The sequence below is a fragment of the Pseudoxanthomonas suwonensis genome, assembly GCF_000972865.1.
In the GTDB taxonomy this organism is placed as follows: domain Bacteria; phylum Pseudomonadota; class Gammaproteobacteria; order Xanthomonadales; family Xanthomonadaceae; genus Pseudoxanthomonas; species Pseudoxanthomonas suwonensis_B.
In genome coordinates this window covers 1,924,247-1,950,727 of record NZ_CP011144.1, presented here as the reverse complement: position 1 = coordinate 1,950,727, position 26,481 = coordinate 1,924,247, and the positions used below count along the sequence as shown (strand labels likewise).

25 protein-coding genes are annotated in these 26,481 nt (G+C 71.2%); 14 read left to right on the top strand and 11 right to left on the bottom strand.

Annotated elements, in window-relative coordinates:
• The first annotated feature begins 126 nt into the window (after positions 1 to 126).
• The 3 genes from WQ53_RS08155 (at position 127) to WQ53_RS08145 (ending at position 2,050) form a co-directional block, all read left to right on the top strand.
• Positions 127 to 993, top strand: a complete 867-nt coding sequence (locus WQ53_RS08155; RefSeq protein ID WP_052631709.1) for a class I SAM-dependent methyltransferase — start codon at positions 127 to 129, stop codon at positions 991 to 993.
• Positions 994 to 1,173: 180 nt separating this feature from the next.
• The gene (locus WQ53_RS08150; protein WP_052633995.1) at positions 1,174 to 1,473 is read left to right on the top strand and encodes a putative quinol monooxygenase; all 300 of its coding nucleotides are present in this window, start codon (positions 1,174 to 1,176) and stop codon (positions 1,471 to 1,473) included.
• A gap of 16 nt (positions 1,474 to 1,489) precedes the next feature.
• Complete coding sequence (locus tag WQ53_RS08145) at positions 1,490 to 2,050, top strand: pseudouridine synthase (RefSeq protein WP_052631708.1); 561 nt, start codon at positions 1,490 to 1,492, stop codon at positions 2,048 to 2,050.
• A 495-nt stretch (positions 2,051 to 2,545) separates the two neighbouring features.
• Here WQ53_RS08145 and WQ53_RS08140 read toward each other — a convergent pair whose 3' ends face one another.
• Both WQ53_RS08140 and hrpB read right to left on the bottom strand, forming a co-directional pair.
• Positions 2,546 to 2,929, bottom strand: a complete 384-nt coding sequence (locus WQ53_RS08140) for a hypothetical protein (protein ID WP_052631707.1) — start codon at positions 2,927 to 2,929, stop codon at positions 2,546 to 2,548.
• Between the two features lie 312 nt (positions 2,930 to 3,241).
• Positions 3,242 to 5,893 (bottom strand): ATP-dependent helicase HrpB, encoded by a 2,652-nt coding sequence (hrpB, locus tag WQ53_RS08135; protein ID WP_236685931.1) that lies wholly within the window; start codon positions 5,891 to 5,893, stop codon positions 3,242 to 3,244.
• Positions 5,894 to 6,169: 276 nt separating this feature from the next.
• Here hrpB and WQ53_RS08130 point away from each other — a divergent pair, with 276 nt between their 5' ends.
• Positions 6,170 to 6,976, top strand: coding sequence for a TatD family hydrolase (locus tag WQ53_RS08130; RefSeq protein WP_052631706.1), 807 nt, complete (start codon positions 6,170 to 6,172; stop codon positions 6,974 to 6,976).
• A gap of 48 nt (positions 6,977 to 7,024) precedes the next feature.
• Here WQ53_RS08130 and WQ53_RS08125 read toward each other — a convergent pair whose 3' ends face one another.
• Entirely contained in the window at positions 7,025 to 7,372 is a 348-nt protein-coding gene (locus WQ53_RS08125; protein ID WP_144409269.1) for a hypothetical protein, read from the bottom strand.
• A gap of 200 nt (positions 7,373 to 7,572) precedes the next feature.
• On the opposite strand from WQ53_RS08125, the gene WQ53_RS08120 reads away from it, so the two are divergent.
• Complete coding sequence (locus WQ53_RS08120; protein WP_158497824.1) at positions 7,573 to 9,567, top strand: winged helix-turn-helix domain-containing protein; 1,995 nt, start codon at positions 7,573 to 7,575, stop codon at positions 9,565 to 9,567.
• Between the two features lie 3 nt (positions 9,568 to 9,570).
• Here WQ53_RS08120 and panE read toward each other — a convergent pair whose 3' ends face one another.
• From panE to WQ53_RS08105, 3 genes are all read right to left on the bottom strand, one after another.
• Positions 9,571 to 10,497, bottom strand: a complete 927-nt coding sequence (gene panE, locus WQ53_RS08115; RefSeq protein ID WP_052631703.1) for a 2-dehydropantoate 2-reductase — start codon at positions 10,495 to 10,497, stop codon at positions 9,571 to 9,573.
• Positions 10,498 to 10,505: 8 nt separating this feature from the next.
• Positions 10,506 to 11,312 (bottom strand): ABC transporter permease, encoded by an 807-nt coding sequence (locus WQ53_RS08110; protein WP_052631702.1) that lies wholly within the window; start codon positions 11,310 to 11,312, stop codon positions 10,506 to 10,508.
• 98 nt (positions 11,313 to 11,410) lie between these two features.
• The gene (locus tag WQ53_RS08105) at positions 11,411 to 12,364 is read right to left on the bottom strand and encodes an ABC transporter ATP-binding protein (protein WP_052631701.1); all 954 of its coding nucleotides are present in this window, start codon (positions 12,362 to 12,364) and stop codon (positions 11,411 to 11,413) included.
• A 142-nt stretch (positions 12,365 to 12,506) separates the two neighbouring features.
• Between WQ53_RS08105 and WQ53_RS08100 the strand changes: the two genes are divergently transcribed.
• From WQ53_RS08100 to WQ53_RS08075, 7 genes are all read left to right on the top strand, one after another.
• A complete protein-coding gene (locus WQ53_RS08100; protein WP_052631700.1) occupies positions 12,507 to 13,229 on the top strand; it encodes a ferredoxin--NADP reductase in 723 nt (240 codons plus the stop codon).
• A gap of 110 nt (positions 13,230 to 13,339) precedes the next feature.
• Positions 13,340 to 13,504, top strand: a complete 165-nt coding sequence (locus WQ53_RS17020; protein ID WP_158497823.1) for a hypothetical protein — start codon at positions 13,340 to 13,342, stop codon at positions 13,502 to 13,504.
• Between the two features lie 4 nt (positions 13,505 to 13,508).
• Positions 13,509 to 14,090 carry a hypothetical protein gene (locus WQ53_RS08095; protein WP_052631699.1) on the top strand — a complete coding sequence of 194 codons (582 nt, stop codon included), beginning with the start codon at positions 13,509 to 13,511 and terminating at the stop codon, positions 14,088 to 14,090.
• Entirely contained in the window at positions 14,087 to 14,281 is a 195-nt protein-coding gene (locus WQ53_RS08090; RefSeq protein ID WP_052631698.1) for a helix-turn-helix transcriptional regulator, read from the top strand. The genes WQ53_RS08095 and WQ53_RS08090 overlap by 4 nt, the downstream gene beginning before the upstream one ends.
• 66 nt (positions 14,282 to 14,347) lie before the next feature.
• Positions 14,348 to 15,862, top strand: a complete 1,515-nt coding sequence (locus WQ53_RS08085; RefSeq protein WP_052633994.1) for an alpha/beta hydrolase — start codon at positions 14,348 to 14,350, stop codon at positions 15,860 to 15,862.
• Positions 15,863 to 15,893: 31 nt separating this feature from the next.
• Positions 15,894 to 16,640, top strand: a complete 747-nt coding sequence (locus WQ53_RS08080; RefSeq protein WP_052631697.1) for an ATP-binding cassette domain-containing protein — start codon at positions 15,894 to 15,896, stop codon at positions 16,638 to 16,640.
• Complete coding sequence (locus WQ53_RS08075) at positions 16,637 to 17,818, top strand: ABC transporter permease (RefSeq protein WP_052631696.1); 1,182 nt, start codon at positions 16,637 to 16,639, stop codon at positions 17,816 to 17,818. The genes WQ53_RS08080 and WQ53_RS08075 overlap by 4 nt, the downstream gene beginning before the upstream one ends.
• A 637-nt stretch (positions 17,819 to 18,455) precedes the next feature.
• On the opposite strand, the gene WQ53_RS08070 is transcribed toward WQ53_RS08075, so the two are convergent.
• From WQ53_RS08070 to rpmH, 5 genes are all read right to left on the bottom strand, one after another.
• Positions 18,456 to 19,442 carry an energy transducer TonB gene (locus WQ53_RS08070; RefSeq protein WP_428992277.1) on the bottom strand — a complete coding sequence of 329 codons (987 nt, stop codon included), beginning with the start codon at positions 19,440 to 19,442 and terminating at the stop codon, positions 18,456 to 18,458.
• A 173-nt stretch (positions 19,443 to 19,615) separates the two neighbouring features.
• On the bottom strand, positions 19,616 to 20,968 hold the full coding sequence (gene mnmE / locus WQ53_RS08065; RefSeq protein WP_052631694.1) for a tRNA uridine-5-carboxymethylaminomethyl(34) synthesis GTPase MnmE: 1,353 nt from the start codon (positions 20,966 to 20,968) through the stop codon (positions 19,616 to 19,618).
• Between the two features lie 73 nt (positions 20,969 to 21,041).
• Positions 21,042 to 22,745, bottom strand: coding sequence for a membrane protein insertase YidC (gene yidC, locus WQ53_RS08060; RefSeq protein WP_052631693.1), 1,704 nt, complete (start codon positions 22,743 to 22,745; stop codon positions 21,042 to 21,044).
• Between the two features lie 22 nt (positions 22,746 to 22,767).
• On the bottom strand, positions 22,768 to 23,202 hold the full coding sequence (rnpA, locus tag WQ53_RS08055; protein ID WP_052631692.1) for a ribonuclease P protein component: 435 nt from the start codon (positions 23,200 to 23,202) through the stop codon (positions 22,768 to 22,770).
• Between the two features lie 74 nt (positions 23,203 to 23,276).
• Positions 23,277 to 23,417, bottom strand: a complete 141-nt coding sequence (rpmH, locus tag WQ53_RS08050) for a 50S ribosomal protein L34 (RefSeq protein WP_052631691.1) — start codon at positions 23,415 to 23,417, stop codon at positions 23,277 to 23,279.
• 241 nt (positions 23,418 to 23,658) lie between these two features.
• Between rpmH and dnaA the strand changes: the two genes are divergently transcribed.
• Both dnaA and dnaN read left to right on the top strand, forming a co-directional pair.
• A complete protein-coding gene (gene dnaA, locus WQ53_RS08045; protein WP_052631690.1) occupies positions 23,659 to 25,005 on the top strand; it encodes a chromosomal replication initiator protein DnaA in 1,347 nt (448 codons plus the stop codon).
• Positions 25,006 to 25,303: 298 nt separating this feature from the next.
• Positions 25,304 to 26,404, top strand: a complete 1,101-nt coding sequence (gene dnaN, locus WQ53_RS08040) for a DNA polymerase III subunit beta (protein WP_052631689.1) — start codon at positions 25,304 to 25,306, stop codon at positions 26,402 to 26,404.
• The last annotated feature ends 77 nt before the right edge of the window (positions 26,405 to 26,481 follow it).

Here is a 26,481-nt window from a genome sequence, read left to right as displayed (position 1 = left end):
CGTCGGCACAGGCAATGTCCTGGTGATTCCGACGTGGTGTGTCGCCGGCTGAACCCGGCTCCTACACGCAGGCTGATGCGGGGCGCATGCTAGGCTCGCGCCACCTTCGTTCGAGGAGATCCCGCCATGATCCGCAATCCGATTTCCCGCGCCTGCGTGCTTGCCCTGGCCCTCGCCGCCGCCGCGCCGATCGCGCAGGCGGTCAAGCCGGCCGACAGCGCCACGCTGCCCGCACCCGATGCCGCGCTGCAGGCCGCGCTCGACGGCGCCTGGCGCGATCCGGCCAACACCGCGCGCGACACGTACCGCCATCCGGGCCAGACCCTGGCCTTCTTCGGCATCAAGCCGGACATGACCGTGGTGGAGATCACCCCCGGCGGCGGCTGGTACGCGGAGATCCTGGCGCCCTACCTGCGCGGGGACGGCAAGTACGTCGCCGCGGTGGTCGATCCGATGGCGGTGGCCGAGGGCCGCGGCCGCGACTACCAGCAGCGCTCGAAGGACGGCCTGGAGAAGAAGTTCGCCGACGCGCCGACGCAGTTCGACAAGGCCGAGGTGGTCGCCTACGACCCGAAGGCCCCGTCGTTCGGCGCGCCGGACTCGGCCGACCTGGTGGTGACCTTCCGCAACGTGCACAACTGGCGCGGCGCCGGCCAGGCCGAGGGCATGTTCAAAGGCTTCTACGAGGTGCTCAAGCCCGGCGGCGTGCTCGGCGTGGTCGAGCACCGCGCCGACGGCGACGTGCCGGCCGACGACAAGACCGGCTACGTCGGCCAGGCGCAGGTGATCGCGCTGGCCGAGGCGGCCGGCTTCCAGCTCGCCGGCAGCAGCGAGGTCAACGCCAACCCGCGCGACACCAAGGACCACCCGAACGGAGTGTGGACCCTGCCGCCGTCCAACAACCATCCCGAAGCCGAACGCGCCAAGTACCAGGCGATCGGCGAGAGCGACCGGATGACGCTGCGTTTCGTGAAAGCGGCCGGCGACCGGTAATGAAATACGGATGAGGGCGGTCGCGCTGCAGGCGCGACCCGGTGGTCACCGCGCCGCGACCGCTCTTTACCGGCAACCGCACTGCACCCGTATCCCCCAATGGACCGACGCGGTTTCATCTCGTTGCTGGCGGCAGGCGCGTCGGTCCTGGTCCTGCCCGCCACGAACGGAGCCACTCCCATGCACGGCCTGATCGGCAAGTTCCGCGCCCACCCCGGCCAACGCGACACGCTGGCCGCGATCCTGTTGCAGGGCATCAACGCCATGCCCGGCTGCCTGAGCTACGTGGTGGCCGAGGATCCCGAAGACGCCGACGCGTTGTGGATAACCGAGGTTTGGGACAGCGCCGACAGCCATCGCGCTTCGCTGGCACTGCCCGCCGTGCGCGAGGCGATCGCCAAGGCCATGCCGCTGATCGCCGGCTTCGATTCGCACGTGCAGACCCGGCCGATCGGCGGACACGGCCTGCCCGCCGCCTGAGGCCGCGTCCGCCGCGATGCTGGTCGCCTTCAACAAGCCCTACGGCGTGCTGTGCCAGTTCACCGACCGCAGCATCCCGCCGCGGCCGACCCTGGCCGGTTTCGGCCTGCCGCCGGACGTGTATCCCGCCGGGCGCCTGGACCATGACAGCGAGGGCCTGCTGCTGCTGACCGACGACGGCGCGCTCGCGCACCGGCTGACCGATCCGCGGCACAAGCAGCCCAAGGCCTACTGGGTGCAGGTGGAGGGCGAGCCGCGCGGGGAACAGCTGGACGTGCTGCGCAGCGGCGTCACGCTCAACGACGGACCGACCCGGCCGGCGCAGGCGCGCCGGCTCGATCAGCCGCCGGTACTGTGGCCACGCGATCCGCCGGTGCGCTACCGCAAGACCGTGCTGGACGCGTGGCTGGAGCTGGTCATCAGCGAGGGCCGCAACCGCCAGGTGCGGCGTATGACCGCCGCGGTCGGGCTGCCGACGCTGCGGCTGGTACGGGTGGCGGTGGGGCGGCATCGGCTGGATGCGCTGGGCGAGGCGGGCGGTTGGCTCGCGCCTGGCCAGTGGCGGCGGCTGGAGTAACCGACACCCGGCCGGCGAATCCGGATCCGGTCGCGGCGGAAGTCTTGCGCGACATGCGCGGCCGATCCGGTCTTCTTGCAGAAGTCGGGCCTGCCGGCGACACGAGAGTCGGGACTACGCGAGCGTCGGCTGTGCCGACGGCGTCGGGTCGCCGGCTGAACCCGGCTCCTACAACAGCCACGACGCGGCCGCTCTTCTGTAGGAGCTGACTTCAGTCGGCGACACGGGCGTCGGAATCACAGGAGCGTCGACTGGGCCGACGGCGTCGGGTCGCCGGCTGAAGCCGGCTCCTACAACTGCCACGACGCGGCCGCTCTTCTGTAGGAGCTGACTTCAGTCGGCGACACGGGCGTCGGGATCACGAGGACGTCGCTTGTGCCGACGGCGTCGGGTCGCCGGCTGAACCCGGCTCCTACAAGAAGCAGTGGCACACGGCACGGACGACCGGGCACGCGCCCCGGTCGTGCCGTCGCGGGAACATGGGATGTGCGCCGCTCAGGCGGTCGGCGAGGTCCGGCGCGTGCGGGTCGCACGCGTGCGCGCGGTGGCGTTGCCGTTGTTGCGGCTGCCGACGCGGCGCGCCTCGCCTTCGATCGGCGCGTCCTGCGCCTGCTGGCGGCGCTTGCGGTACAGCACGTAGGCCAGCACGCCCGCACCGACCACCGCCGCGGCCGTGGCCACCGCCACCGGATGGCGCCGCACGGTGCCGCGGGCGACGTTGAACCCGGCTTTGGCCGCGCCGAGCGCGGCGCCGGTCTTGATCCAGTGCTCGGCGCCGATGCCGGCATCGCGCAGGCTGGCGCCGGCATGGCGGAGTCCCGCGCCGGCCTGCTCGGCCAGTTCCAGCGCACGGTCGGAAATGATGGTCAGCTTGCTCATGGGGGCTATCCGCGGAGGAAGGAACGCCGCCAGTGTCGGCGACGGCATGTGGACGATACGTCAGCAACGGCGGTGGCGGGCCATCGTCCGTGGCGGGGAACAGGGGTGCGGTTCATGCCGTCGTCGGCCAGCCGGTCCCTGCGTCGCCGCCTATCCGTCGTCCCGGCGTGCGCCGGGACGACGGATGCGGGCTTTCGCGTTCCCGGGGGTTTGGCCCGATGCGTGGCAACGGCATTCCGGGGGCCGCCAGGCCGCGCCAGACGGCAAAGCGGAGTCCGGCCCGCCGTCACGGGCGCCACGGGCGGAAACGGATCACGTTCCCCGCGGTTTGGCCCGATGGGTGGCGACGGCGTTCCAGGGGTCGTCGGGCCAAGGGTGACGGGGATACCGCCCCTTCATCTCCTTCCTCACCTCCGGGTAGGTGCGGTCCCAGAAGCCCTTCAGGTCCTGGGTCACCTGCAACGGCCGGCCGCCGGGCGAGAGCAGGTGCAGGGTCAGCGGGACCCGGCCATCGGCGATCCGCGGGGTGTCGGCCAGGCCGAACAGCTCCTGCAGCTTGACCGCCAGCACCGGCGGCTGCGCCATGCCCTCGTGGTCGAGCGCGTAGTCGATGCGCCGCTCCATGCCCGAGGGCACGCTGATGCGCACCGGCGCCAGCCGGTCGAGCTGCTGGCGCTGGCCCCAGTCCAGCGGCGACTTCAGCGCTTCGCCCAGTTCCTCCTCCGCCAGCGCATCGAGCCGGGTCTTGCCGGCGAAGGCCGGGCGCAGCCAGTCGTCGAGGCTGGCGGCCAGCGCGGCGTCGGATACGTCGGGCAGGCCCAGGTCCGGCATCCACTGCCGCAGCGACACCACCCGCGCCTGCCACTGGCGCAGGCCTTCGCTCCATGGCAGCGCGACCAGGCCGAGTTCGCGCACCGCGTCGGTCAGCGCCTGCGCCGCCTGGGCCGGATCGACCCGGCCGGCGGGACGGCTGTCGAGCACGATCCGGTCGAAGCGCGATTCGCGCCGCGCCACCAGCGCGCGCTTGTCCGCGTCCCACGCCACGCCCTCGCGTTCGACGAAGCGCTCCGGGAAATCGCTGCGCAGCCGCGATTCGTCCACCGGCGCGGCGCGCAGCAGCAGCGCGTCGCCGCGCGGTTCGAAGCGCAGCTCGCTGGCGACCAGCCACGGCTCGCCGCGCAACGCACTGTCATCGAACAGCCGCGCGGTGCGGCCGTTGGCCAGTTGATAGCGCAGCGGATCGGCCGGATGCCGCGCCGCAATCCGGTCAGGGAATGCGTGGGCGAGCAGGTCGCCCAGTTCATGCGCCTCGATCGCGGCCGGCGGCGCGGCCTCGCAGCGCAGGCGGCGGCGCCACTGCCTGGCGGCCGCGTCGATCGCGGCCAGCGCAGCACGGCCGGCGTCGTGCGGCAGGCGTCCGCCGCGGAACGCGGCCAGCGCGCGCCAGCGTTGGGCCAGTGCGTCGCTGCGGCTGCGCAGCGGGTCGCGGGCTTCGACCAGCGCGGCCAGGTCGGCGGCCAGCGCCTGTTCGCGCGGATTGCGCGCGGCCAGCAGCATCGCCGCCAGGCGTGGATGCGTGCCCAGCGCGAGCATGCGCCGGCCGGCGGCGGTGATCCGGCCATCGGCGGCGAGCGCGCCCAGCCGCTGCAACAGCTCGCGCGCGGCGGCCAACGCGCCCGGCGGCGGCGGATCGACGAAGCGCAGCGCGTCGCTGCCCCAGGCGGCCAGTTCCAGCGCCAGCCCGGCCAGTTCGACCTGGGCGATCTCCGGCCGCCGTTGCGCCTCCAGCCGCTGCGATTCCGGCCACAGCCGCCAGGCCCAGCCTTCGGCGACGCGGCCGGCGCGGCCGGCGCGCTGGTCGGCCGAGGCCTGCGAGATGGCCACCGCGTCCAGCCGCGAGAAGCCGCTGTTGGGATCGAAGCGCGGCTCGCGGGCCAGGCCGCTGTCGACGACCACCCGCACCCCGGGCAGGGTCACCGAGGACTCGGCGACGTTGGTGGCCAGCACCACGCGGCGACGGCCGTCGGGCGACGGCTGCAGCACGCGCGATTGCTGTTCCACCGGCAACTCGCCGTGCAGGGCGAGCACCTCTATCCCTTCTCCCTCCGGGACAGGGTGCCCTCGGGGTAGAAGGTGCCCCGCAGGGGCGGATGAGGGCAGGGTTTCGCGACGCCCGTTCGGCTCGCGGGCAACCCCAACCCTCTCGCCAATCCCTCTCCCGTAGGGAGAGGGGCTCATGCCGGCTTCGAGCGCCGCGCCGACCCGCGCGATCTCGCGCTGGCCCGGCAGGAACACCAGCACATCGCCCGGATGCGCGGCCAGCGCCTGGTCCACCGCGCGCCGCGCCTGCGCCTCCATCGATTCCTCGCGCCGGGCCGGGAAGTGCGCGACCTGCACCGGATAGCTGCGGCCCGCGCTGGACAGGCGCGGCGCGTCGAGGAAGCGCGCCAGCCGCTCGCCGTCGAGGGTGGCCGACATGACCACGATGCGCAGCTCGTCGCGCAACTGCGCCTGCACGTCCAGGGCCAGGGCCAGGCCGAGGTCGGCCGACAGGTGGCGCTCGTGGAATTCGTCGAACAGCAGCGCGCCGATGCCGTCCGGCCCGCTCCCTCCAAGTTCGGGGTCGTCCTGGATCATCCGGGTGAGGATGCCCTCGGTGACGACCTCGATCCGGGTCCGTGCCGAGACCTTGTTCTCGAAGCGGATCCGGTAGCCGACCGTGCCACCGACCTCCTCGCCGAGCTGGCGCGCCATGAACATCGCCGCGCTGCGCGCCGCGACCCGGCGCGGTTCCAGCATCACGATCCTGCGGCCGGCCAGCCATGGCGCATCGAGCAGGGCCAGCGGCACCTGGGTGGTCTTGCCGGCGCCGGGCGGCGCTTCCAGCACCAGCCGCGGATGCGCGGCGAGGCTGTCGCGGATCGCCGGCAGCAGCGGGCCGATGGGGAAGGCGGTGGAATCCATCCGCGCAAGGATACGGGCCACCCGCCCTTGCAGGAGCCGGGTTCAGCCGGCGACACGCCACGTCACACATGCGACTGCCTCGTGGTTCCGATACCCGTGCCGCCCGCAAGGCGGGCGCCTGCAGAAAAACCGCGGCGCCGTTGCCTTCTGTAGGAGCCGGCTTCAGCCGGCGACACGCCACGTCGGCACAGGCGACGCCCCCGTTCTCCCGACTCCCGTGTCGCCGGCTGAACCCGGCTCCTACACAATAGGCGGCCCCCACCGGCTTCCTTTCGCATGCACCTGGTCGACATCGGCGCCAACCTCACCCACGACAGCTTCGACCGCGACCGCGACGCGGTGCTGGCCCGCGCCCGCGCCGCCGGGGTGGTGCAGATGGTGGTCACCGGCGCCAGCCGCGAGCATTCGCCGCTGGCGCTGCAGCTGGCACAGCGGCACCCGGGCTTCCTGTACGCCACCGCCGGCGTGCACCCGCACCACGCCAGCGAATACACCGACGAGTGCGACGCGGAGATGCGCGCCCTGCACGCGCATCCGGAAGTGGTCGCGGTGGGCGAGTGCGGGCTGGACTACTTCCGCGACTTCTCGCCGCGCCCAGCCCAGCGCAAGGCCTTCGAGCGCCAGCTGCAGATCGGCGTGGACCTGGCCGTCGACGGCGTCGGCAAGCCGCTGTTCCTGCACCAGCGCGACGCCCACGACGATTTCATGGCGATGATGCGCAACTTCGACGGCCGCCTCGGCCCGGCGGTGGTGCACTGCTTCACCGGTACCCGCGAGGAGCTGTTCGACTACCTCGACCAGGACTGGTACATCGGTATCACCGGCTGGCTGTGCGACGAACGCCGCGGCGCGCACCTGCGCGAGCTGGTCAAGCACATCCCGGCCCAGCGGCTGCTGGTGGAGACCGACGCGCCCTACCTGCTGCCTCGCACGTTGAAGCCGACGCCCAAGGACCGGCGCAACGAGCCGATGTTCCTCCCGCACATCGTCGCGGAACTGGCGCGCGACCGCGGGGAGGACATCGCGACGACCGCGGCGGCAACGACCAAGGCCGCGACCGGATTCTTCGGCCTGCCCGGCTGATCCCGTGCGGCCCGGCGGCAGCGCCGGCCGGGCCGGAACCGGGGTCGTTCACCTCGAAGGCGCCCGGTTGGCCGCGATCTGGTGCGGTTCCTGCGCCGTCACGGTCGGCTTCTTCGGACCCACCAGCAGCACCGCGCTGACGCCCTCGCGCAGACAGGCGCGTTGGACTTCGACCATCGCCCGCTGGCGGGTGGCATAGACCTGGCCGAAGTTGTGCTGCTCCGCCAGTTCGCCGATCGTCTTCTGGCTGGGCAGGACGGGGCGGTCGCAGTCGATGACGATGCCCTCCGGCGGCGCAGCCGGGGCGGTGTCCGGACTGGCGGCCCGGGCCGGGGCGAAGGCCATCGCAACGGCGGCCAGCAACGCGGCTTCGATCATTCGGGCATGGGTGTTCATGGCGGTCTCCTGGGGTGGGAACCGGGTCGTTCCCGGCGCCGCCAGCTTCCCGCCGGCATCCGCGCCGGTCTTGAGGGGCCGCGCAGGCAATCGGCAGGGACTGCACAGGCCATTGGGGGAATGCTTGGGAAATGCTTGGGCCGCGCCCGGCGGCTTTGCGCGTTTGCATGCGTGCCGCCATCGCCCGCTCCCCGCCCGCCATGCCGCAAACCGGACCGCCCAGCCTCGAGTTCGAAGACACGGTGATCGATTTCGCCGGGCACCGGCTGTTGCGCGGCGGCAGCGAGCAGGCGCTGGAACCCAAGGCCTTCGCGGTGCTGGCGCTGCTGGCCGGCACCCCGGGCCGGGTATTCACCCGCGACGAGATCCTGGATGCGGTCTGGGGCCACCGCCACGTCACCCCCGGGGTGCTGAACCGGATCATGACCCTGCTGCGCCAGGCCCTGGGGGAGGACGCCCACCATCCGCGCCTGCTGCATACGCTGCATGGCGTCGGGTACCGCTTCGACCTGCCGGCCGCAGCCGCGCCACCGCCCCCCGGCCCGACCACCACGCACCCCGCCGAACCCGTGCCGGATGCGGTCGGACCGCCCCGCCGCCGCGCCAGCGACCGGGCGATGCCACGAACGGCCGCGCAGGCAGCGTTCTGGCTGTTGCTGCTGGTGGCGCTCGCCCTCGCCGGCTGGCGCTGGTGGCCGCGCGAGGCACCGACCGCGGCGACTGCGCCCACCGCCGCCGGATCAGCAGAACCGGCAGCCGTCCCGACGCTGGTGGTGATGCCGCTGAAGGCGATCGGCGACGACGAGAGCGGTCGCGTGATCGCCGACGGCCTCAGCGAGGAACTGATCGGCAGCCTGGCGCAGATCCAGGGCCTGCGCGTGATCGCGCGCACGTCGACGGCACTGGCCGCTGCCGAGTCCAGCGATCCGGCGCGGCTGATCGCGCGGCTCGGCATCAGCCACCTGCTCGAAGGCAGCCTGCAACGCAGCGGGCAGCGCCTGCGCGTGCGCCTGCGCCTGGTCGATGCGCACAGCGGCGACGCGCTGTGGGCCAGGGACTTCGACCGCGACGCATCGGAAGTATTGCTGCTGCAGCAGGAGATCGCCGAGGCGGTGGCCGCTTCCCTGGCGCTGAGCCTTAACCTGGCCGCGACCAAGGGGAAGACCGGCGATGTCGACTGGCTGCAACGCTACCTGGCGGCACGGACGCTCCTCGAGCGTCGCGACCTGCCGCCCGAGCAATCGATCGAGGTGGCGGAAAGCGAATTCCGCGCGCTGCTGCGCGAACGGCCCGACGACGCGCGTGCGCGCGCCAGCCTAGCCCTGGCGCTGTACCTGCGCAGCGTGCGTCGCCCGTCCCTGGCCTCGCTGCCCACGCTCCGCGAAGAGGCGCTGCACGAGGCCGCCATCGCCCTGCAGCTGGACCCGTCCCTGCCCGAACCCTACATGGTGCAGGGCGAGGCGGCGTGCAACGCAAACGAATGGGAGCGTTGCCTGGCACTGCAGGAAAAGGCCGACTCGGTCGGATCGCACCAGGAATTCGCCGACGGATACGCCTTCACCCTGGCCGAACTGGGGTACCTGGACCGCGCCGAGGCGAAACTGCGCGAGATCATCGCCCGTGATCCGATCAACGCCCGGCCGCACTTCATCCTCGCCCGCCTGCTCGACACCCGCGGCGAGCACGAGCTGGCGCACAGGGAGTTCGAGGATCACCGTTCGCCCAACGATGTCTACGGGCGCTGGTTCAACGCGGTCTGGCGCGGCGACCATGCCGAGGCCCTGCGCATCGCCGAGGACGAGATCGGCGCGACCGGCTCTCCCGGCGCCTACGACCTCCTGCTCAAGCCCGGCTACGTCGCCGGTTCGCGCGCCCTGATCGATCCCGCGCTCTGGCCGCAGGCGCTGGCCGCCACCGCAGAGTTCGAACGGCAGACCGGCCTGCTGGACTTCATCCGCCTGCTCGCACCCGACGCGCCGGAGCATGGCGCCGAGCTCGTCCGCCGGCTCGGTGAGATGCGTGCGCTGGGCTACTCCAGCTGGAGCCTGCTGCTGTGGACCGAGGACCTGGCCTGGCTGCGCCGTGATCCGGCCTTCCAGGCGTACCTGCGCGACAACGGCATTCTCGACTACTGGCGAAAGCACGGCTTCCCGGAACAATGCCGTCCGCACGGGGACGGCGCGATCTGCGAGTAGCGCTCAGCGCTGCTGCTGCGCCTCGTACACCTGCAGGTGCGACCATGCCGCCTCCAGCAACGGCACGGGCAGGCCGGCGCGATGCGCCCGGTGGACCATGTCGCCGACGATCTGCAACGCCTCCACCGGCCGTCCGGCCTCCAGGTCGCGCAGCATCGAGGCGGTGACCGGCGAGCTGGCACGGACCAGCTGGTCGCGCGCGCTTCGCGCTTCGTCTTCGGGCACCGGCTGGCCTTCGGCGGCGGCCACCGCCAGGCATTCCTCGTGCAGCGTGGCCATGAACGCCGCGCCGCCCTCGGTGGCGACGATGGCGCCAACGCTGCCGCGCATCAGGCAGGTGCCCGCGGCCAGCGCGGCGAGGAAACTGAACTTGATCCATTGCGCACGGGCGATGTCGGGCGCGACCAGGTGGTCCACACCCGCATGGGCGCAGGCCGCGGCCAGCGACGCCAGCGCGCCGGTGTCGGCATTGCCCTCGCGCAGGCCGAAGGTGATCGAGGCCGGCCGGCCCATGTGCAGGACCTCGCCATCGGCGCCGAGCGTGGCGCTGATGAAGCACAGCCCGCCGAGCACGCGTGCGCTGCCAAAGCGCACATCCAGTGCCTCGTAGTGGAGCAGGCCGTTGAGGATCGGCAGGATGGCCGTGTCCGGACCGGTCGCGCCGAGGACGTCCATCGCGCTGCCCAGGTCGTAGGCCTTGCAACTGAGCAGGACCAGGTCGAACGGCGGCAGTGCGGCCAGCTCCGCGGCGGTGACCGCGGCCACCGCCAGGTCGGCATCGCCCAGCGGGCTGCGGATGCGCAGGCCGCGCTCGCGCAGCAGCGCCGCGCGCGCGGGGCGGACCAGAAAGGTGACGTCCGCGCCCGACTGCGCCAGCCGGCCGCCGAAATAGCCGCCGGTGCCGCCGGCGCCGAGCACGAGCAGGCGCATGGCCGGCCTCAGCTGCGCAGGCCCACGCCGCGGCGCAGCAGCCACAGCGACAGCGTCGACAGCGCGGCGACGAAGCCGAGCATCAGCGCGTAGGCCACCCACAGCGGCACGTCGGAGGTGCCGAGCAGGCCATAGCGGAACGCGTTGACCATGTAGAAGATCGGATTGGCGTGGGTCAGCGCCTGCGCCCAGCCCGGCAGCAGCGTGACCGAATAGAACACCCCGCCCAGGTAGGTCAGCGGGGTCAGGATGAAGGTCGGCACGATCGCCACGTCGTCGAACTTCTTGGCGTAGACCGCGTTGACGAAACCGGCCAGCGAGAAGATGGTCGCGCCCAGCAGCACCGTGCTCAGCGTCACCAGCGGGTGCGGTATCCGCACCGGGGTGAAGAACATGGCGATCCCCAGCACGATCACCCCGACCAGCAGACCGCGCAGCACCGCGCCGGACACGTAGCCCCACAGGATCACCCAGTTCGGCATCGGGCTGACCAGCAGCTCCTCGACGTGGCGGCCGAACTTGGCGCCGAAGAACGAGGAGGAGATGTTGCCGTAGCTGTTCTGGATCACGCTCATCATCACCAGGCCGGGGACGATGAACTGCATGTAGCTGAAGCCGCCCATGTCACCGATCTTCGAGCCGATCAGGCCGCCGAAGATCAGGAAGTACAGGGTCATGGTGATCGCTGGCGGCACCAGGGTCTGGCCCCAGATGCGCAGGATCCGGCGTACCTCGCGGCGCACGATGGTGCCGAGGGCGACGAGGTTGCGCTGGGTGATGGTGGGTTCGGCGGGGGTGGTCGTGGCCTGGTTCATTCGTGTCTCGCAAGCTTTGTTGCGGTTGCTATTGCGGTTGCTGTGCCGTGCTGCCGTTGCTCTTGCCGTCATTCCTGCCTTCGCGGGAACGACGGTGGTCAGGCCGCCTTCTGTGCCTTGTCACCCGTCAATCGCACGAACAACTCCTCCAGCCGGTTGCTCTTGGTCCGCATCGAGCGCACCCGGATACCGGCCGCATCCAGCGCGGCGAACACCCGGTTGAGGTCCATCGCCCGCGGCATGTCCAGGTCCAGGGTGTGGTCGTCGACGGCGGCCAGGGTGGTGCCCTCGATCACCGGCAACTGCGCCGGCAGGCGGCCGTCGATGTCGAACAGGAAGCCCTCCACGTCCAGCTTGGCTAGCAGCGCGCGCATCGGCCCCTGCTCCACGATCGCGCCGTGGTCGATGATCGCCAGGTTGCGGCACAGGCTCTCGGCTTCCTCGAGGTAGTGCGTGGTCAGGATGATGGTGGTGCCGGCGGCGTTGATCTCGCGCAGCACCCGCCACATGTCGCGGCGGATCTCGATGTCCACGCCGGCGGTGGGCTCGTCCAGGATCAGCAGGCGCGGCCGGGTCATCATCGCCCGGGCGATCATCAGCCGCCGCTTCATGCCGCCGGACAGGGTGCGGCTCATCACCCGCGCCTTCTCCCACAGGTAGGCGCGGCGCAACTCGGCCTCGGCCATGGCTTCGGCTTCCTCGCGCGGGATCCCGTAGAAGCCGGCGTAGTTGACCAGGATGTCGAACGGCTGCTCGAACAGGTTGAAGTTGATTTCCTGCGGCACAAGCCCGATCAGGCGCATCGCATCGCTGCGGTGGGCGACCATGTCGATGCCGAACACCTGTACCGAGCCCTCGGTGAGGTTCACCAGCGAGCTGGCGATGCCGATCAGGGTCGACTTGCCGGCGCCGTTGGGGCCGAGCAGGGCGAAGAAATCGCCGGGGGCGACGTCGAGCGAGACGCCTTTCAGCGCCTGCACGCCGTTTTCGTAGGTCTTGCGCAGGTCGCGCACGCGCAGCGCGGGGACCGCTGCCTCGCCGGGGGGAGTCATGGAGGCCTTCGCGCCGTGGGCCGGCGACTGTTCTTGGGCTGCGGCTATTATAGGTCGCCGCCGGGCCCGGCCCCGGCTACAGACCGTTGCGAAAACGACCATCGTGCCCGTCCAGTTCCCGCTCCGCCTCGTCGACCGCCGCATGCTGGCGCCCACCATCGGCCACTACGTGCTCGCCCGCGACGACGGCCAGCCGCTGGACTTCATCCCCGGCCAGTTCATCCAGATCCACTTCGACTACGCCGACGGCACCCCGGCGCGGCGCAGCTATTCGCTGGCGACCATCCACGACCACGCGATGGGACCGGGCGAAGCGGTGGAGATCGCGGTCAGCCACGTGCCCGGCGGGGCGGCGACCGCGCTGTTCGAAGGCCTGGCGCTCGGCGACCGGATCAACGCCAGCGGCCCCTACGGCCGCTTCTGCCTGATGCCCGGCGACCACAACCGGCGCTACCTGCTGATCGGCACCGGCACCGGCGTGACCCCGTACCGCTCGATGCTGCCGGTGCTGGCGCAGCAGATGGCCGAACGCGGGACCGAGGTGGTGGTGCTGTCCGGCGCGCGCACCCCGGGCGAACTGCTCTACGCGGAGGACTTCCGCGCCTTCGCCGACGCGCACCCGCGCTTCCGCTACGTGCCGTGCCTGTCGCGCGAACTGCCCGCGGCCGGTTCGCCGCAGGCGCACCCCGACGTGCGCCACGGCTATGTGCAGCAGCAGCTGGCCGAGTTCGCCCCGGATCCGGCCACCGACATCGCCTACCTGTGCGGCAACCCGGACATGGTCGACGCCTGCTTCGAGGCGCTGAAGGGGTATGGATTGCCGGTGCCTCAGATCCGCCGCGAGAAGTACGTCAGCAACAAGTAGCCGGCGGCGCGGCGGAAACACTGCGACCGTTCCTGCTTGTAAAGGACGCTTGACAGAACCGCGCATGGACCGCTATCGTCCTGTCAAGCTTCCTTGACACGATGCGTCCCATGTCACCGATGACCCGCTGCCGTCCCGCAGGCACGCCGTTCCTTGCCTGCGGCCTCGCTTTCATCACCGTGGTGGGTGCCGGCCAGCCGGTGTTCCTGGGCGTGGGTCTGGCCCTGGCCGGGCTGGCGATCGCCTTCCGGCACCGGTCGCAGGGGGCGTGCTGAAGCCATGGATCGCATCCGGCCCGGCCACATCCTCACTGCCGCCGTCACGCTCGGCGTGATCGGCTACGCGCTGCCCTACCTGTTTCCGGACCGGATCCCCGGCGCGGTGAGCGTCATCCTGTACGGCACCGCGCTCATGCTGGCCTTCGCCGCGCTGCTGCGCGGACGCCTGCCCGATTCCTGCGACGTCGCCTCGCCGGCGCTGCGCCGCCGCTACACCCGGGAACTGATGCTGGCGATGGGCGCCTACGTGCTGGTCCTGTTCGCGTCGGTCTGGCTGCTCAAGCAGGTGGAGGAGCCTGCGCTGCGCGCGCTGGTCGCGCTGCTGCCGCTGCCGCCGATCGCGCTGGCGCTGCGCGCGATCGTCCGCTACATCCGCGATACCGACGAGATGCAGCAGCGCATCGAACTGGAGGCGGTCTGCATCGCCACCGCGTTCGTCTCGCTGCTGTACATGGCCGGCGGCTTCCTGCAGGCGGCGAAGGTGATCGACGTGCCCGCCGCGTCGGCGATGATCTGGGTGTTCCCGCTGGTCTGCTTCAGCTACGGCCTGGCCAAGATCGTGGTCATGAGGCGCTACCGTTGAACAACCGGCTGCGCGAGCTGCGCGAGGCGCAGGGCTGGTCGCAGGGCGAACTGGCCGAGCGGCTGGAGGTCTCGCGGCAGACCGTCAACGCGCTGGAGACCGGCAAGTACGATCCGAGCCTGCCGCTGGCGTTCCGCATCGCCCGCCTGTTCGGCCTGCATATCGAGGACGTGTTCGTTCCCGATGGGTGACCCGGTGCACCGGCCGCCCTTCTTCCCGCTCCACCGCTGCACGAACCCCGAGGGACCGCTTCGATGATGTCGCGCAAGACCTCCATCCCGCTGGCCGTCGCCATCGCCTCCGCGGCGCTCCTGGCCGGCTGCGACAACGCCGCCGACCCGGCGGCGCCCGTGTCCTCGACGCGCCACTACGGCTCGATCGCGTTCGAGCCCTGCACCCTGGCCAGCGGCGCGGCGGCGGCCAACGTGCAGGCGCAGTGCGCCACGTTCGAGGTGCCGGAAGACCACGACGCTCCCGATGGCCGGCGCATCCGCCTCAACCTGGCCTGGCTGCCGGCCACCGACGAGGCCAACGCCAGCCCCGACCCGGTGTTCTTCCTGGCCGGCGGCCCGGGCCAGTCGGCGGTGTCGGTGTGGCCGTCGCTGAACCCGGCCTTCGGCGAAGTGCGCAAGCAGCGCCACATCGTGCTGGTCGACCAGCGCGGCACCGGCGGTTCCAACGCGCTGGAATGCCTGCCGCCCGACCACGACGGCGAAGCCACGCCGGTGGTCGATGCCGATGCCATCGCCGCGTTCGCCGCCGAGTGCGCCGCCGCCGCCGCCGACCGCGCCGACCCGCGCTTCTACACCACCACCGACGCGATCCGCGACCTGGACGCGGTGCGCGAGGCGATCGGCGCTTCCCGGGTCAACCTGGTCGGCGGTTCCTATGGCACCCGCGTGGCCCAGCAGTACGCCGGCCGTTTCCCGCAGCGCGTGCGCAGCATCGTCCTGGACGGCGTGGCGCCGAACGACCTGGTCGTCGGCGGCGAGTTCGCCCACACCTTCGAGGATGCGCTGGCGCTGCAGTCGGCGCAGTGCCGGCAGCTGCCGGCCTGCGCGCAGCGCTTCCCGCAGGACGCGCGCGCCCAGCTCGATGCACTGGTGGCGAAGCTGAAGGAAGCGCCGGCCGAGGTGGAATTCCGCGATCCGGCCAGCGGCGAGAGCCGGCGCGGGCAGGTCGACGCGGACACCGTCACCGGACTGGCCTTCATGTTCTCGTACATGCCGCAGACCGCCGCGCTGCTGCCGCTGGTGCTGGACGAAGCCGCCCACGGCCGCTTCGCGCCGCTGAAGTCGCTCTCGGAACTGATGGGCCGCAGCATGGGCGGTTCGATGGCGCGCGGCATGCAGTGGTCGGTGATCTGCGCCGAGGACGCCGACCGCTTCCGCGAGGACGACAGCGGCCGCGACACCGTGCTCGGCCAGGACGTGGCGCGCATGTTCTTCGCCGCCTGCGCCAGTTGGCCGCACGGCACCCGGCCCGACGGCTTCACCGATCCGTTCCGCTCGGAGATCCCGGTGCTGCTGCTGTCCGGCGAACTCGATCCGGTGACGCCGCCGCGCTACGCCGAGCGCGTGCTCGAAGGCCTGCCCAACGGCCGCCACCTGGTCCTGCACGGCCAGGGCCACGGCACCCTGGGGCTGGGCTGCATGCCCAAGCTCACCGGCCAGTTCATCGAGTCGGCCGACGCCAAGGCGCTCGATGCCGCCTGCCTGGACACGCTCACCTACGTGCCGCCTTTCACCAGTTTCAACGGATGGGAACCCTGATGCGCCGACACATTCCAGCGGGAGCCGCGCCATGATCCGCGCCCACGACCTGCACAAGAGCTTCAAGACCAAGACCGGCACGGTGGCCGCCGTGGACGGCGTGAGCTTCGAAGCCCACGACGGCCAGATCACCGGCCTGCTCGGCCCCAACGGCGCCGGCAAGACCACCACCCTGCGCATGCTCTACACCCTGATGAAGCCCGACCAGGGCCGGATCGAGGTGGACGGCGTGGATCCGGCGAAGGATCCGGTCGCGGTGCGCCGCGCACTGGGCGTGCTGCCCGACGCGCGCGGCGTCTACAAGCGCCTGACCGCGCGCGAGAACATCGCCTATTTCGCGCGCCTGCACGGCCTGTCGGCACGGCTCACCGCCGAGCGCATCGACAAGCTGTCGAAGGCGCTGGACATGGGCGAGATCCTGGACCGGCAGACCGAGGGTTTCTCGCAAGGCCAGCGGACCAAGACCGCGATCGCCCGCGCCCTGGTCCACGACCCGCGCAACGTGATCCTCGACGAGCCGACCAACGGCCTGGACGTGATGACCACCCGGGCGATGCGCGAATTCCTGCGCGGCCTGCGCGCCGAGGGACGCTGCGTGATCTTCTCCAGCCACATCATGCAGGAGGTCGCCGCACTCTGTGACCGCATCGTGATCGTGGCCAAGGGCCAGGTGGTCGCCGCCGGCACCGCCGACCAGCTGCGCGAGCAGACCGGCGAGGACAATCTCGAGGATGCCTTCGTCAAGGCGATCGGTTCGGAGGAGGGCCTGCTGGCATGAACGCACTGGCGACGATATGGACCGTGCTGGTCAAGGAACTGCGCGACATCGCCCGCGACCGCCGCACCCTGGCGCTCACGCTGCTGTTGGGCCCGCTGCTGTTCCCGGCGCTGATCCTGGGCATGGGCTCGCTGGTCGAGAAGCGGGCCAAGACCCAGATCGACAAGACCCTGGAGGTGCCGGTGATCGGCATGGAACACGCGCCGAACCTGGTCGCGTTCCTGGCCACCCACGGGATCAAGGCGGTGCCGCCGCCGCAGGACCTGGAAGGCGACATCCGCGAGCAGAAGGTCGACGTGGCGCTGCGCATCTCCGACCGCTTCGCCGAGGACTGGCGCGCCGGCCGGCCGGCGCTGGTGGAGATCATGCTCGACAGCACCCGCCGCGACGCGGAGATCCCCGGCCGCCGCCTGCGCGGCGCGTTGGCCGCCTACAGCGGCCAGGTCGGCGCCTTGCGCCTGCTGGCGCGCGGCATCGACCCGGCGGTGGCACAGCCGGTGAGCAGCGGCACGCTGGACCTGGCCACGCCGGAGGCCAAGCGCGGCATGCTGATGTCGGTGATGCTGCCGTACTTCCTGATCATCACCGCGTTCCTCGGCGGCGCCGCGCTGGTGCTGGACGCCACTGCCGGCGAACGCGAGCGGCAGACGCTGGAACCGCTGCTGGCCACGCCAGCGGCGCGCGGGGCGATCGTCAGCGGCAAGATACTGGCCGCCTGCCTGCTGGGCGTGGCATCGCTGCTGCTGACCCTGCTGGCATTCAAGCTCAGCGCGCAGGCCTCGGCCGGCATCGCCCGCCAGCTGGACGTGTCGATGCTGGCGATCGGCCGCTTCCTGCTGGTGCTGCTGCCGATGCTGCTGATCGGCACTTCGCTGCTCACCTTCCTGGCCGCCGCCGCCAAGAGCCTGAAGGAGGCGCAGAGCCACATGACCTGGCTGATGCTGTTGCCGATGGTCCCGACCATCATGCTGATGGCCAACCCGGTGAAGACCCAGCTGTGGCAGTTCGCGGTGCCGTTCCTGGCGCAGAACCAGCTGCTGCTGAAGGTGATCCGCGCCGAGCCGATCAGCGCGCAGGTATGGGCCCTGTACCTGGCCTGCAGCCTGGGCCTGGCGCTGCTGCTGTGGCTGGCGGCGGTGATGCGCTACCGGCAGGAGAAGCTGGCGATCTCGACCTGAGCCGGCGACCCTCCGCCACCGTGGGAAGAGAAAGATTCTTCGCCGATTCGAGGGGATGGGGGGCGCCGCAACCGCAGCGACACGGGAAGCGGCAACGGCAAGAGCGTTTGGGTGGTCGGCTTCGGGCTGAGCCGCGGCAGGCCGGGTGCGTTGCGGTCGTCTCGGCGGCACGTCCGTGTGCCGACTCGCCGACGCGGCCATCCCTGGCCGCTGCCGCAACGCACCCGGCCTGCCACGTCTTCGGGGCACTTCGGGGTCGTAACTTCGTTCGCCGCCCGACGACCCGCTCTTGTGTAGGAGCCGGGCTTGCCCGCGACCCGACACCGTCGGCACAGGCGACGCGCTCATGATCCCGACGCCCGTGTCGCCGACTGAAGTCAGCTCCTACAGAAGAGCGGCGGTGGCGCGGCTGTTGTAGGAGCCGGGTTCAGCCGGCGACCCGACGCCGTCGGCCCAGGCGACGCCCTCGTGGTTCCGACGCCCGTGTCGCCCATGAATGGGCTCCTGCAGGAGAATGCCCGGCGCCATCTCGGGCGCGGCGCTTTTCCGCCGGCCGGGTTGTCCTCCGCGGAGTTGGGTGAACCAAGAAAAAGGCCCGGCGATGCCGGGCCTCTTCGTGTCGGGCCTGCGGCGCCGGTCAGCCGCCCGGGCTGAAGGCCACCGTGCGGCGGGTGGTGACCGGCGCGTCGACCGGCTCGAAGCGCCAGCGGCGCACCGCGTTGAGCGCCTCGCGGTCGAAGGTGCGTGCCGGATTGGCGCGCAGCACGCGGGCGTCGGTGACCGAGCCGTCGGTGCCGACGGTGAACTCGACCAGCACCTCGCCCGCGGTGCCGGCACGCAGCGCGTCGGGCGGATAGCGCGGCGAGGGCATGCTGATCGGGCGCAGGCTGCGCTGGGCCGGCGCGGGCTGGGCGACGGCGGCGGCCTGCTGCTGCGCCGCGGCCTGGCGTGCGGCCGCTTCGCGCTGTTCCTCGGCCTCGCGCGCGGCGGCGGCCTGGCGCGCGGTTTCCTGCTCGGCAAGGCGGCGTGCCGCCTCGGCCTCGGCCGCCTGCTGCGTGGCGAGCTGCTGCTGCTGGGCCTGGGCGCGGGCCTCGGCGTCGGCGCGCGCGCGCGCAGCGTCGGCTTCGCTGCGCTGGGCCACGGCCTGCTGCGAGGAAGTGATGCTCTGGCGGATGCGCGGCAGTGCCGGCGCGGTCTGGTCAGCCTTCTCGATCAGCGCCAGCAGGCGCTGCGCTTCCTCGAACTGCTCGCGCGCCACCGCCTGCTCGGCGGCGATGAGCGTATACGGCATCAGGTCGGTCAGTGCGCTGGAGACGCCGGCGTCGTCGGGCAGCTTGTCGCGCAGCGCGAGGTAGTACTCCATCGCGTTGTCGCCGGCCGGCGCGTACATCCGGTTCTCGCGCAGCGCCTGGCTGGCGGCGTCGCGCAGCTGGTCGGCGCCCATCGCCTGGACCGTGGCCGCGACCGCGGGGGCGGGCGGCGTCGCCGCCGGCTCGGCGGCAGGTGCGTCCGCTGCGGCAGGCGCGGTCGCCGCCGGGGCGGCCTCTTCCTGCTTGGAGCAGGCAGCCAGCGCGACGGCCAGCATCAGGCACGCGCACAGCCGCGATTTCGGCGAAATCGTCATGGACAACATTGGTAATCCCCCGTGGAAAAGCACAATACGGCCGGATGGCGCCCCCTAGATCGCGCAATCCGTCCGGGATTGTCAACCGCGACGGGGCCGGCCACAAGCGCCGCCGGTCCGCCGGCCAGGCCCCGGCGGCCGTGAAAACGTGACGACGGTCAAGCGCCGGCACGCTACTTGCCGATGCAGAAGCTCGAGAAGATGTGGCCGAGCAGTTCGTCGGCGCTGGTCTGGCCGGTGATCCGGCCCAGCGCCTGGTGCGCCAGGCGCAGCTCCTCGGCCGCCAGTTCCATGCGTTCGGCGGACAGCTCGGCGGCGGCGGCCATGGCGTGGTCCAGGGTCGCGCGCAGGCCTTCGACCTGGCGGGTGCGCGCGCTGAACTCGCCTTCGGCCGCTTCCGGCGCGCCACCACTGGCCAGGTTCCGCAGCACCGCGTGCAACGCGTCCAGGCCGGCGCCGGTCAGGGCCGAGACCCGGACCTCGTCGGCCGCCGCCGGGCGGGCGGCGGCGTCCGCCAGGTCGGCCTTGTTCAGGATCCACAGCCGCGCCGGCACGCCGGCCGAGGCCTGCTCCAGCGCGGCGCGGCCGGCCTGCGGGTCGCGCGCGTCCAGCACCAGCAGGGCCACGTCGGCGCGCTGCAGCTCCGCGTGCGCCCGGCGCATGCCTTCGCGTTCGATCGCGTCGCCGCCCTCGCGCAGGCCGGCGGTGTCGGACAGTTCCAGCTCCAGGCCGTCGATGCGCACGGTCTCGCGCAGCACGTCGCGGGTGGTGCCGGCGATGTCGGCGACGATCGCGCGCGCGTCGCCGGCCAGCGCGTTGAGCAGCGAGCTCTTGCCCGCATTCGGCGGGCCCAGCAGCACCGCGTGCAGGCCGTCGCGCAGCCGTCGGCCGCGTTCGGCTTCGGCCAGCAGGATGCGCAGGTCATCGCCCAGGCGTGCCAGGTCGGCGCGCACCTGGCCGATGCCGAGCGTCTCGATCGGCTCGTCGACGAAGTCGATCGCCGCCTCCACGTGGATCCGCAACCGCAGCAGGGTGGCGGCGACGCTCTCGATCCGCCGCGAGAACACGCCTTCCAGCGAACGCCGCGCCGCGCGCGCCGCGCGCAGGTCGGCGGCGGCGATCAGGTCGGCGATGGCCTCGGCCTGGACCAGGTCGAGCTTGCCGTTGAGGAAGGCGCGTTCGCTGAACTCGCCCGGGCGCGCGGGGCGCGCGCCGAGCTCGCAGCAGCGCTCGACCAGCCGGCGCAGCAGCACCGGGCTGCCGTGCGCCTGCAGTTCGGCCACGTCCTCGCCGGTGAAGCTGTGCGGTCCGGGGAAGGCGAGGACGATGCCGTCGTCGATCGGCTCGCCGGCGGCATCGGCGAACACCGCGCGCAACGCGCGTCGCGGCAGCGCCTCGCGGCCGGCCAGGACGCGGGCGATCTCCAGCGCGCGCGGCCCGGACAGGCGCACGATGCCGACCCCGCCCGCACCGGGCGCGGTGGCGATGGCGGCGATGGTGTCGTTGCCGGCGGGCGGGCGGTTCATCGCGGGAAAGTCTGGCACAGCAAAAACCCGCCGGTCAGGCGGGTTTCTGCGGGGACGCGGCGGACGGCGGCGGTCACTTGGCCGGGCTGGCCTTCGCTGCCGGCTCGCCGTGCTTCTTCATCATCCACCACTGCTGCAGCAGGCCCAGCGCGCCGTTGGTGACCCAGTACAGCACCAGGCCGGCGGGGAAGAACGCCATCATCACGCCGAAGGCGACCGGCATGAACTGCATCATCTTCTGCTGCATCGGGTCCATGCCCGGCGCCGGCTGCAGCTTCTGGGTGAACCACATCACCGCCACGTTGATGACCGGCAGGATGAAGTACGGGTCGCGCGCGGTCAGGTCCTGGATCCACCCGATCCACGGCGCGTGGCGCAGCTCCACCGACTCCACCAGCACCCAGTACAGCGCCAGGAACACCGGCATCTGCACCAGGATCGGCAGACAGCCGCCCATCGGGTTGATCTTCTCCTTCTTGTACAGCTCCATCATCGCAGTCTGGAACTTCTGCTTGTCGTCGCCGTAGCGCTCCTTGAGCTGCTGGATGCGCGGCTGGAACTTGCGCATCTTGGCGAAGCTCTTGTACTGCGCCGCCGACAGCGGATAGAGCACCAGCTTGACCAGCACCACCAGGCCGATGATCGCCCAGCCCCAGTTGCCGAACAGGCCGTACAGGTGGCTCAGCACCCAGAACAGGCCCTCGCCGAGGATGGCCAGGATCGAGAACTGGCTGTAGTCGACCGCGCGCTCCAGGCCCGGCACCTGCTGGGCGCGGATCTGCGAGACCAGCTTCGGGCCGACGTACAGGCGCGCCTGGGTGGTGGCGGTCGCGCCCGGGGCGACCTGCACGGCCTCGCCGAGTTCGCGCACCAGCGCGCCGCTGGCCGGGGCATCGAGCGAAATCGTGGTGCGCTGCTGGCCCTCGGGGAGCCAGGCGCTGAAGAAGTGGTGCTGCAGCATCGCGATCCAGCCGCGGTCGGTCTGCGCATTGACGCGGCCGTCCTCGAGGTAGTCCTCGTCGAACTTGCGGCGCTGGTAGTCACCGTCATACCAGGCCGCGCCGTTGAAGCTGAAGGACTCCGGCCGGGTATAGCCGCGCTCGATGACCGGCGGCTTGCGGATCAGCTGGCGGTAGACCTGGCCCTGCCAGGGCGCGCTGCCCTGGTTGACGATCTCGTCGCGCACTTCCACCGCGTAGGAGCCGCGGGTCAGGGCGTAGGTGCGGCGGATGCTGACCCCGTCCGGACCGTGCCAGACGAAGGGCACCTCCAGCCGGTCCTGGCCGTCGGCCAGGACGAACGCGCGCTCTGCGCCTTCCGGCACGAAACCGGACTGGTGGGTGGGGGCGGCGCCGCTGGCGCTGACCCAGCCGGCCTGGGCCGCGTAGAAGTGCGCCGGGTCGGCATCGAACAGCCGCACCGGCGCGCTGCCCGGCTCGCGGCTCTGCGGGAACTGCAGCAGGTCGGCCTGCAGCACGCTGCCGCCGTCCAGGACCAGGTCCAGCACGTCGGTGCGGACGCTGACCCGGGTCGCGCCGGCGGCGGGTGCGGCGGCGACCACGGCGGTGGGCGGCGGCGCGGTCGCGGTGGGCACGGCGGCATCGCTGCCGGCGGTCGCGGCGGGTACCGCGGCCGGGACCGACGCGTCGCCGTCGACGACAGTGGTCGTGGTGGTCGCGGTGGCCGGCGGAGCGGCCTGTTCCTTGCCCCACTCCATCCACAGCAGCATCGCCACCATCAGCCAGGCAAGGATCAGGAATACGCGGGTCTGGTTCATCGGGCAGGCAGGCTCGGCCGGCTCAGGTGTCCGGCGTGGAAGAAGAAGGGGTCGGGAATTCTGGCGAAACGGCCGCGGGCATTGTGACGCCGGCGGCCGGGCCGGGCAATGCGCCGGCGCGGCGCAGCAGCTTCAGGTAGGCCTCGAGGATCTGCCCGCGGCTGGCGCGGCCGGCGGCCGGGCGCGCGACCACCACGTAGTCGCCGCCGGCCAGCTGCGGACGCAGCCGACGGGTCGCTTCGCGGAGGATGCGCTTGATCCGGTTGCGGCCGACCGCGCGCGGATCGACCTTGCGCGACACCGCCAGGCCCAGCCGCGGCGGCTGCGGGCCAGGCGCCCAGTGCAGGCCGAGCAGGGCATCGCCGGACCGGCGGCCGTGCTCGAACACGGCGGTATATTCGGCGCGCAAACGAACCCGCGCGCTGCGAGGGAATCGCGCGCGCGGGTCGGAGGTCATCGGGTGTTGCGGATCGCGGCGGCCATTCCCCGCGCGTCCCGCACACAGGGCGCGGGGCAGGGGACGGGCAGCGATCAGGCGCTGAGGCGCTTGCGGCCCTTGGCGCGGCGACGCGCCAGGATCTTGCGGCCGTCGGCGGTCTTCATGCGGGCACGGAATCCGTGGTCGCGCTTGCGCTTGAGGTTGCTGGGCTGGAAGGTGCGCTTGGTGGCCATGGCGGCACTCGGCTGTATTCGGATCGAAAGAACCGGAAATTCTAGGGCGGCCGACCTCCCCGGTCAAGCTGGCCCGGAAGGTGGCGGCCAGAGGGCGTGCGCCGCGCTGTGGATGCCCTGTGAATAAGTCTTGGGGAAACCCAGGCCCGATGATAGGCTGCCGAGTCCGAATTCCGACCCCCGCGGTCGTCCGGCGACGCTCTGGCGGCGCGGCGATCGCCCCATGAGCTTTGCCTGTCCAATGGATGCCTGGCCCCGCTGTCTGGAACGCCTCGAAGCCGAATTCCCGGCCGAGGACATCCACATGTTGCTCAAACCCCTGCAGGCCGAGGAGCGGCCGGACAGCGTCGTGCTGTACGCGCCCAACGCCTTCATCGTCGAACAGGTCCGCGACCGCTACCTGCCGCGGATCCGCGAGCTGGCCCAGCATTTCGCCGGCCACCTGAACGTGGCCCTGGAGATCGGCTCGCGACCGCGCACGGCCGAACCGGCCCGGCCGCTGGCCCCGGCCGCCAGCGGCGGCCTGGCCAGCACGCGGGCCACGCCGGCACCGGCCGAGCCGTTCAACGGCAACCTCGACCCGCACTACACCTTCGAGAACTTCGTCGAGGGCCGCAGCAACCAGCTCGGCCGCGCCGCCGCCTGGCAGGCCGCGCAGCGCCCCGGCGACCGCGCCCACAATCCGCTGCTGCTGTACGGCGGCACCGGCCTGGGCAAGACCCACCTGATGTTCGCCGCCGGCAATGCGATGCGCGCGGCCAATCCCGGCGCGCGGGTGCTGTACCTGCGCTCTGAACAGTTCTACAGCGCGTTCTTCCGCGCGCTGCAGGAAAAGACCGCCGACCAGTTCAAGCGCCAGTTCCAGCAGATCGACGCGCTGCTGATCGACGATATCCAGTTCTTCGCCGGCAAGGACCGCACCCAGGAGGAGTTCTTCCACACCTTCAACTCGCTGTTCGACAGCCGCCAGCAGATCATCATGACCTGCGACCGCTACCCGCGCGAAGTCGACGGCCTGGAGCCGCGGCTCAAGTCGCGCCTGGCCTGGGGCCTGTCGGTGGCGATCGACCCGCCGGACTTCGAGACGCGCGCGGCGATCGTGCTGGCCAAGGCCAACGAACGCGGCGCGCAGATCCCCGACGAGGTCGCGTTCCTGCTGGCCAAGAAGATGCGCAGCAACGTGCGCGACCTGGAAGGCGCGCTCAACACGCTCGCCGCCCGCGCCAATTTCACCGGCCGCTCGATCAGCGTCGAGTTCGCCCAGGAAACGCTGCGCGACCTGCTGCGCGCACAGCAGCAGGCCATCGGCATTCCCAACATCCAGAAGACCGTGGCCGACTACTACGGCCTGCAGATCAAGGACCTGCTGTCCAAACGCCGCACGCGTTCGCTGGCGCGGCCGCGGCAGGTGGCCATGGCCCTGACCAAGGAACTGACCGAGCACAGCCTGCCGGAAATCGGCGACGCGTTCGCCGGCCGTGACCACACCACGGTGCTGCACGCCTGCCGGCAGATCCGCAGCCTGATGGAGACCGATGGCAAGTTGCGCGAGGACTGGGACAAGTTGATCCGCAAGCTCAGCGAGTGAACGAGGCTGCGGAACGAAGCGGAAGTTGATTCGAACGCCCGGCGAGTGAATGCTTGGGGTAATTTCCCGGGATAGACAGGGGACGAGCTGGGGATAAACCGGGGACAGAATCGAGGGCCGGAAACGATCCACAGCTTGTCCCGACCCCGGACCGGCACTTGTCCGCAGCCTTGACCGGCACAGAAAATATTTTAAATTCAATAGGTTGCCTTGGTTTTCCACAGATTTGGGGCGACTCCAGCACCACCACTTTTAGATTTATTCCACATTCCTTCAAAGCGTAGAGGCACGGATTCCCATGCGTTTCACTCTGCAACGCGAGGCCTTTCTCAAACCCCTGGCCCAGGTCGTCAACGTGGTTGAACGACGCCAGACCCTGCCGGTCCTGGCCAACTTCCTGGTGCAGGTGCAGAACGGACAGCTCTCGCTGACCGGTACCGATCTGGAAGTGGAGATGATCGCGCGCGCTGCAGTCGACGACGCGCAGGACGGCGAAACCACGATCCCGGCCCGCAAGCTGTTCGAGATCGTCCGAGCCCTGCCGGACGGCAGCCGGGTCACGGTCAGCCAGTCCGGCGACAAGGTCACGGTCCAGGCCGGACGCAGCCGCTTCACCCTGGCGACCCTGCCGGCCAACGACTTCCCGTCGGTGGACGAGGTCGAGGCCACCGAACGGATCAGCGTCCCGGAAGCCGGGCTGAAGGAGCTGATCGAACGCACCGCGTTCGCGATGGCCCAGCAGGACGTGCGCTACTACCTCAACGGCCTGTTGTTCGACCTGCGCGAGCAGACCCTGCGCTGCGTGGCCACCGACGGCCACCGCCTGGCCCTGTGCGAGGCCCCGCTGGAACAGCCGGTCGGCGCCAAGCGCCAGATCATCGTGCCGCGCAAGGGCGTGACCGAACTGCAGCGCCTGCTGGAAGGCGGCGACCGCGCACTGGAACTGGAACTGGGCCGCAGCCACGTGCGGGTCAAGCGCGACGATGTCACCTTCACCTCGAAGCTGATCGATGGCCGCTTCCCGGACTACGAGGCGGTGATCCCGATCGGCGCGGAGAAGGAAGTCAAGCTGGACCGCGAGGTCCTGCGCGCGGCACTGCAGCGTGCAGCGATCCTGTCCAACGAGAAGTACCGCGGCGTGCGGGTGGAGATATCCCCGGGCCAGTTGAAGATCAACGCGCACAATCCCGAGCAGGAAGAGGCGCAGGAGGAGATCGAGGCCGATACCCGGGTGGACAACCTGGCGATCGGCTTCAACGTGAACTACCTGCTGGATGCCCTGGGTGCGCTGCGCGAAGAGAACATCGTGATCGCGCTGCGCGACGCCAACTCCTCGGCCCTGGTCCGCGAGGCCAGCAGCAGCAAGTGCCGGCACGTGGTGATGCCGCTGCGCCTGTGACCTTGCTGCTGCGCCTGTGTTCCACGTGGAACCCATTCGACGCCCGGCTCTGGCCGGGCGTCGTGCTGTAGGGGTGG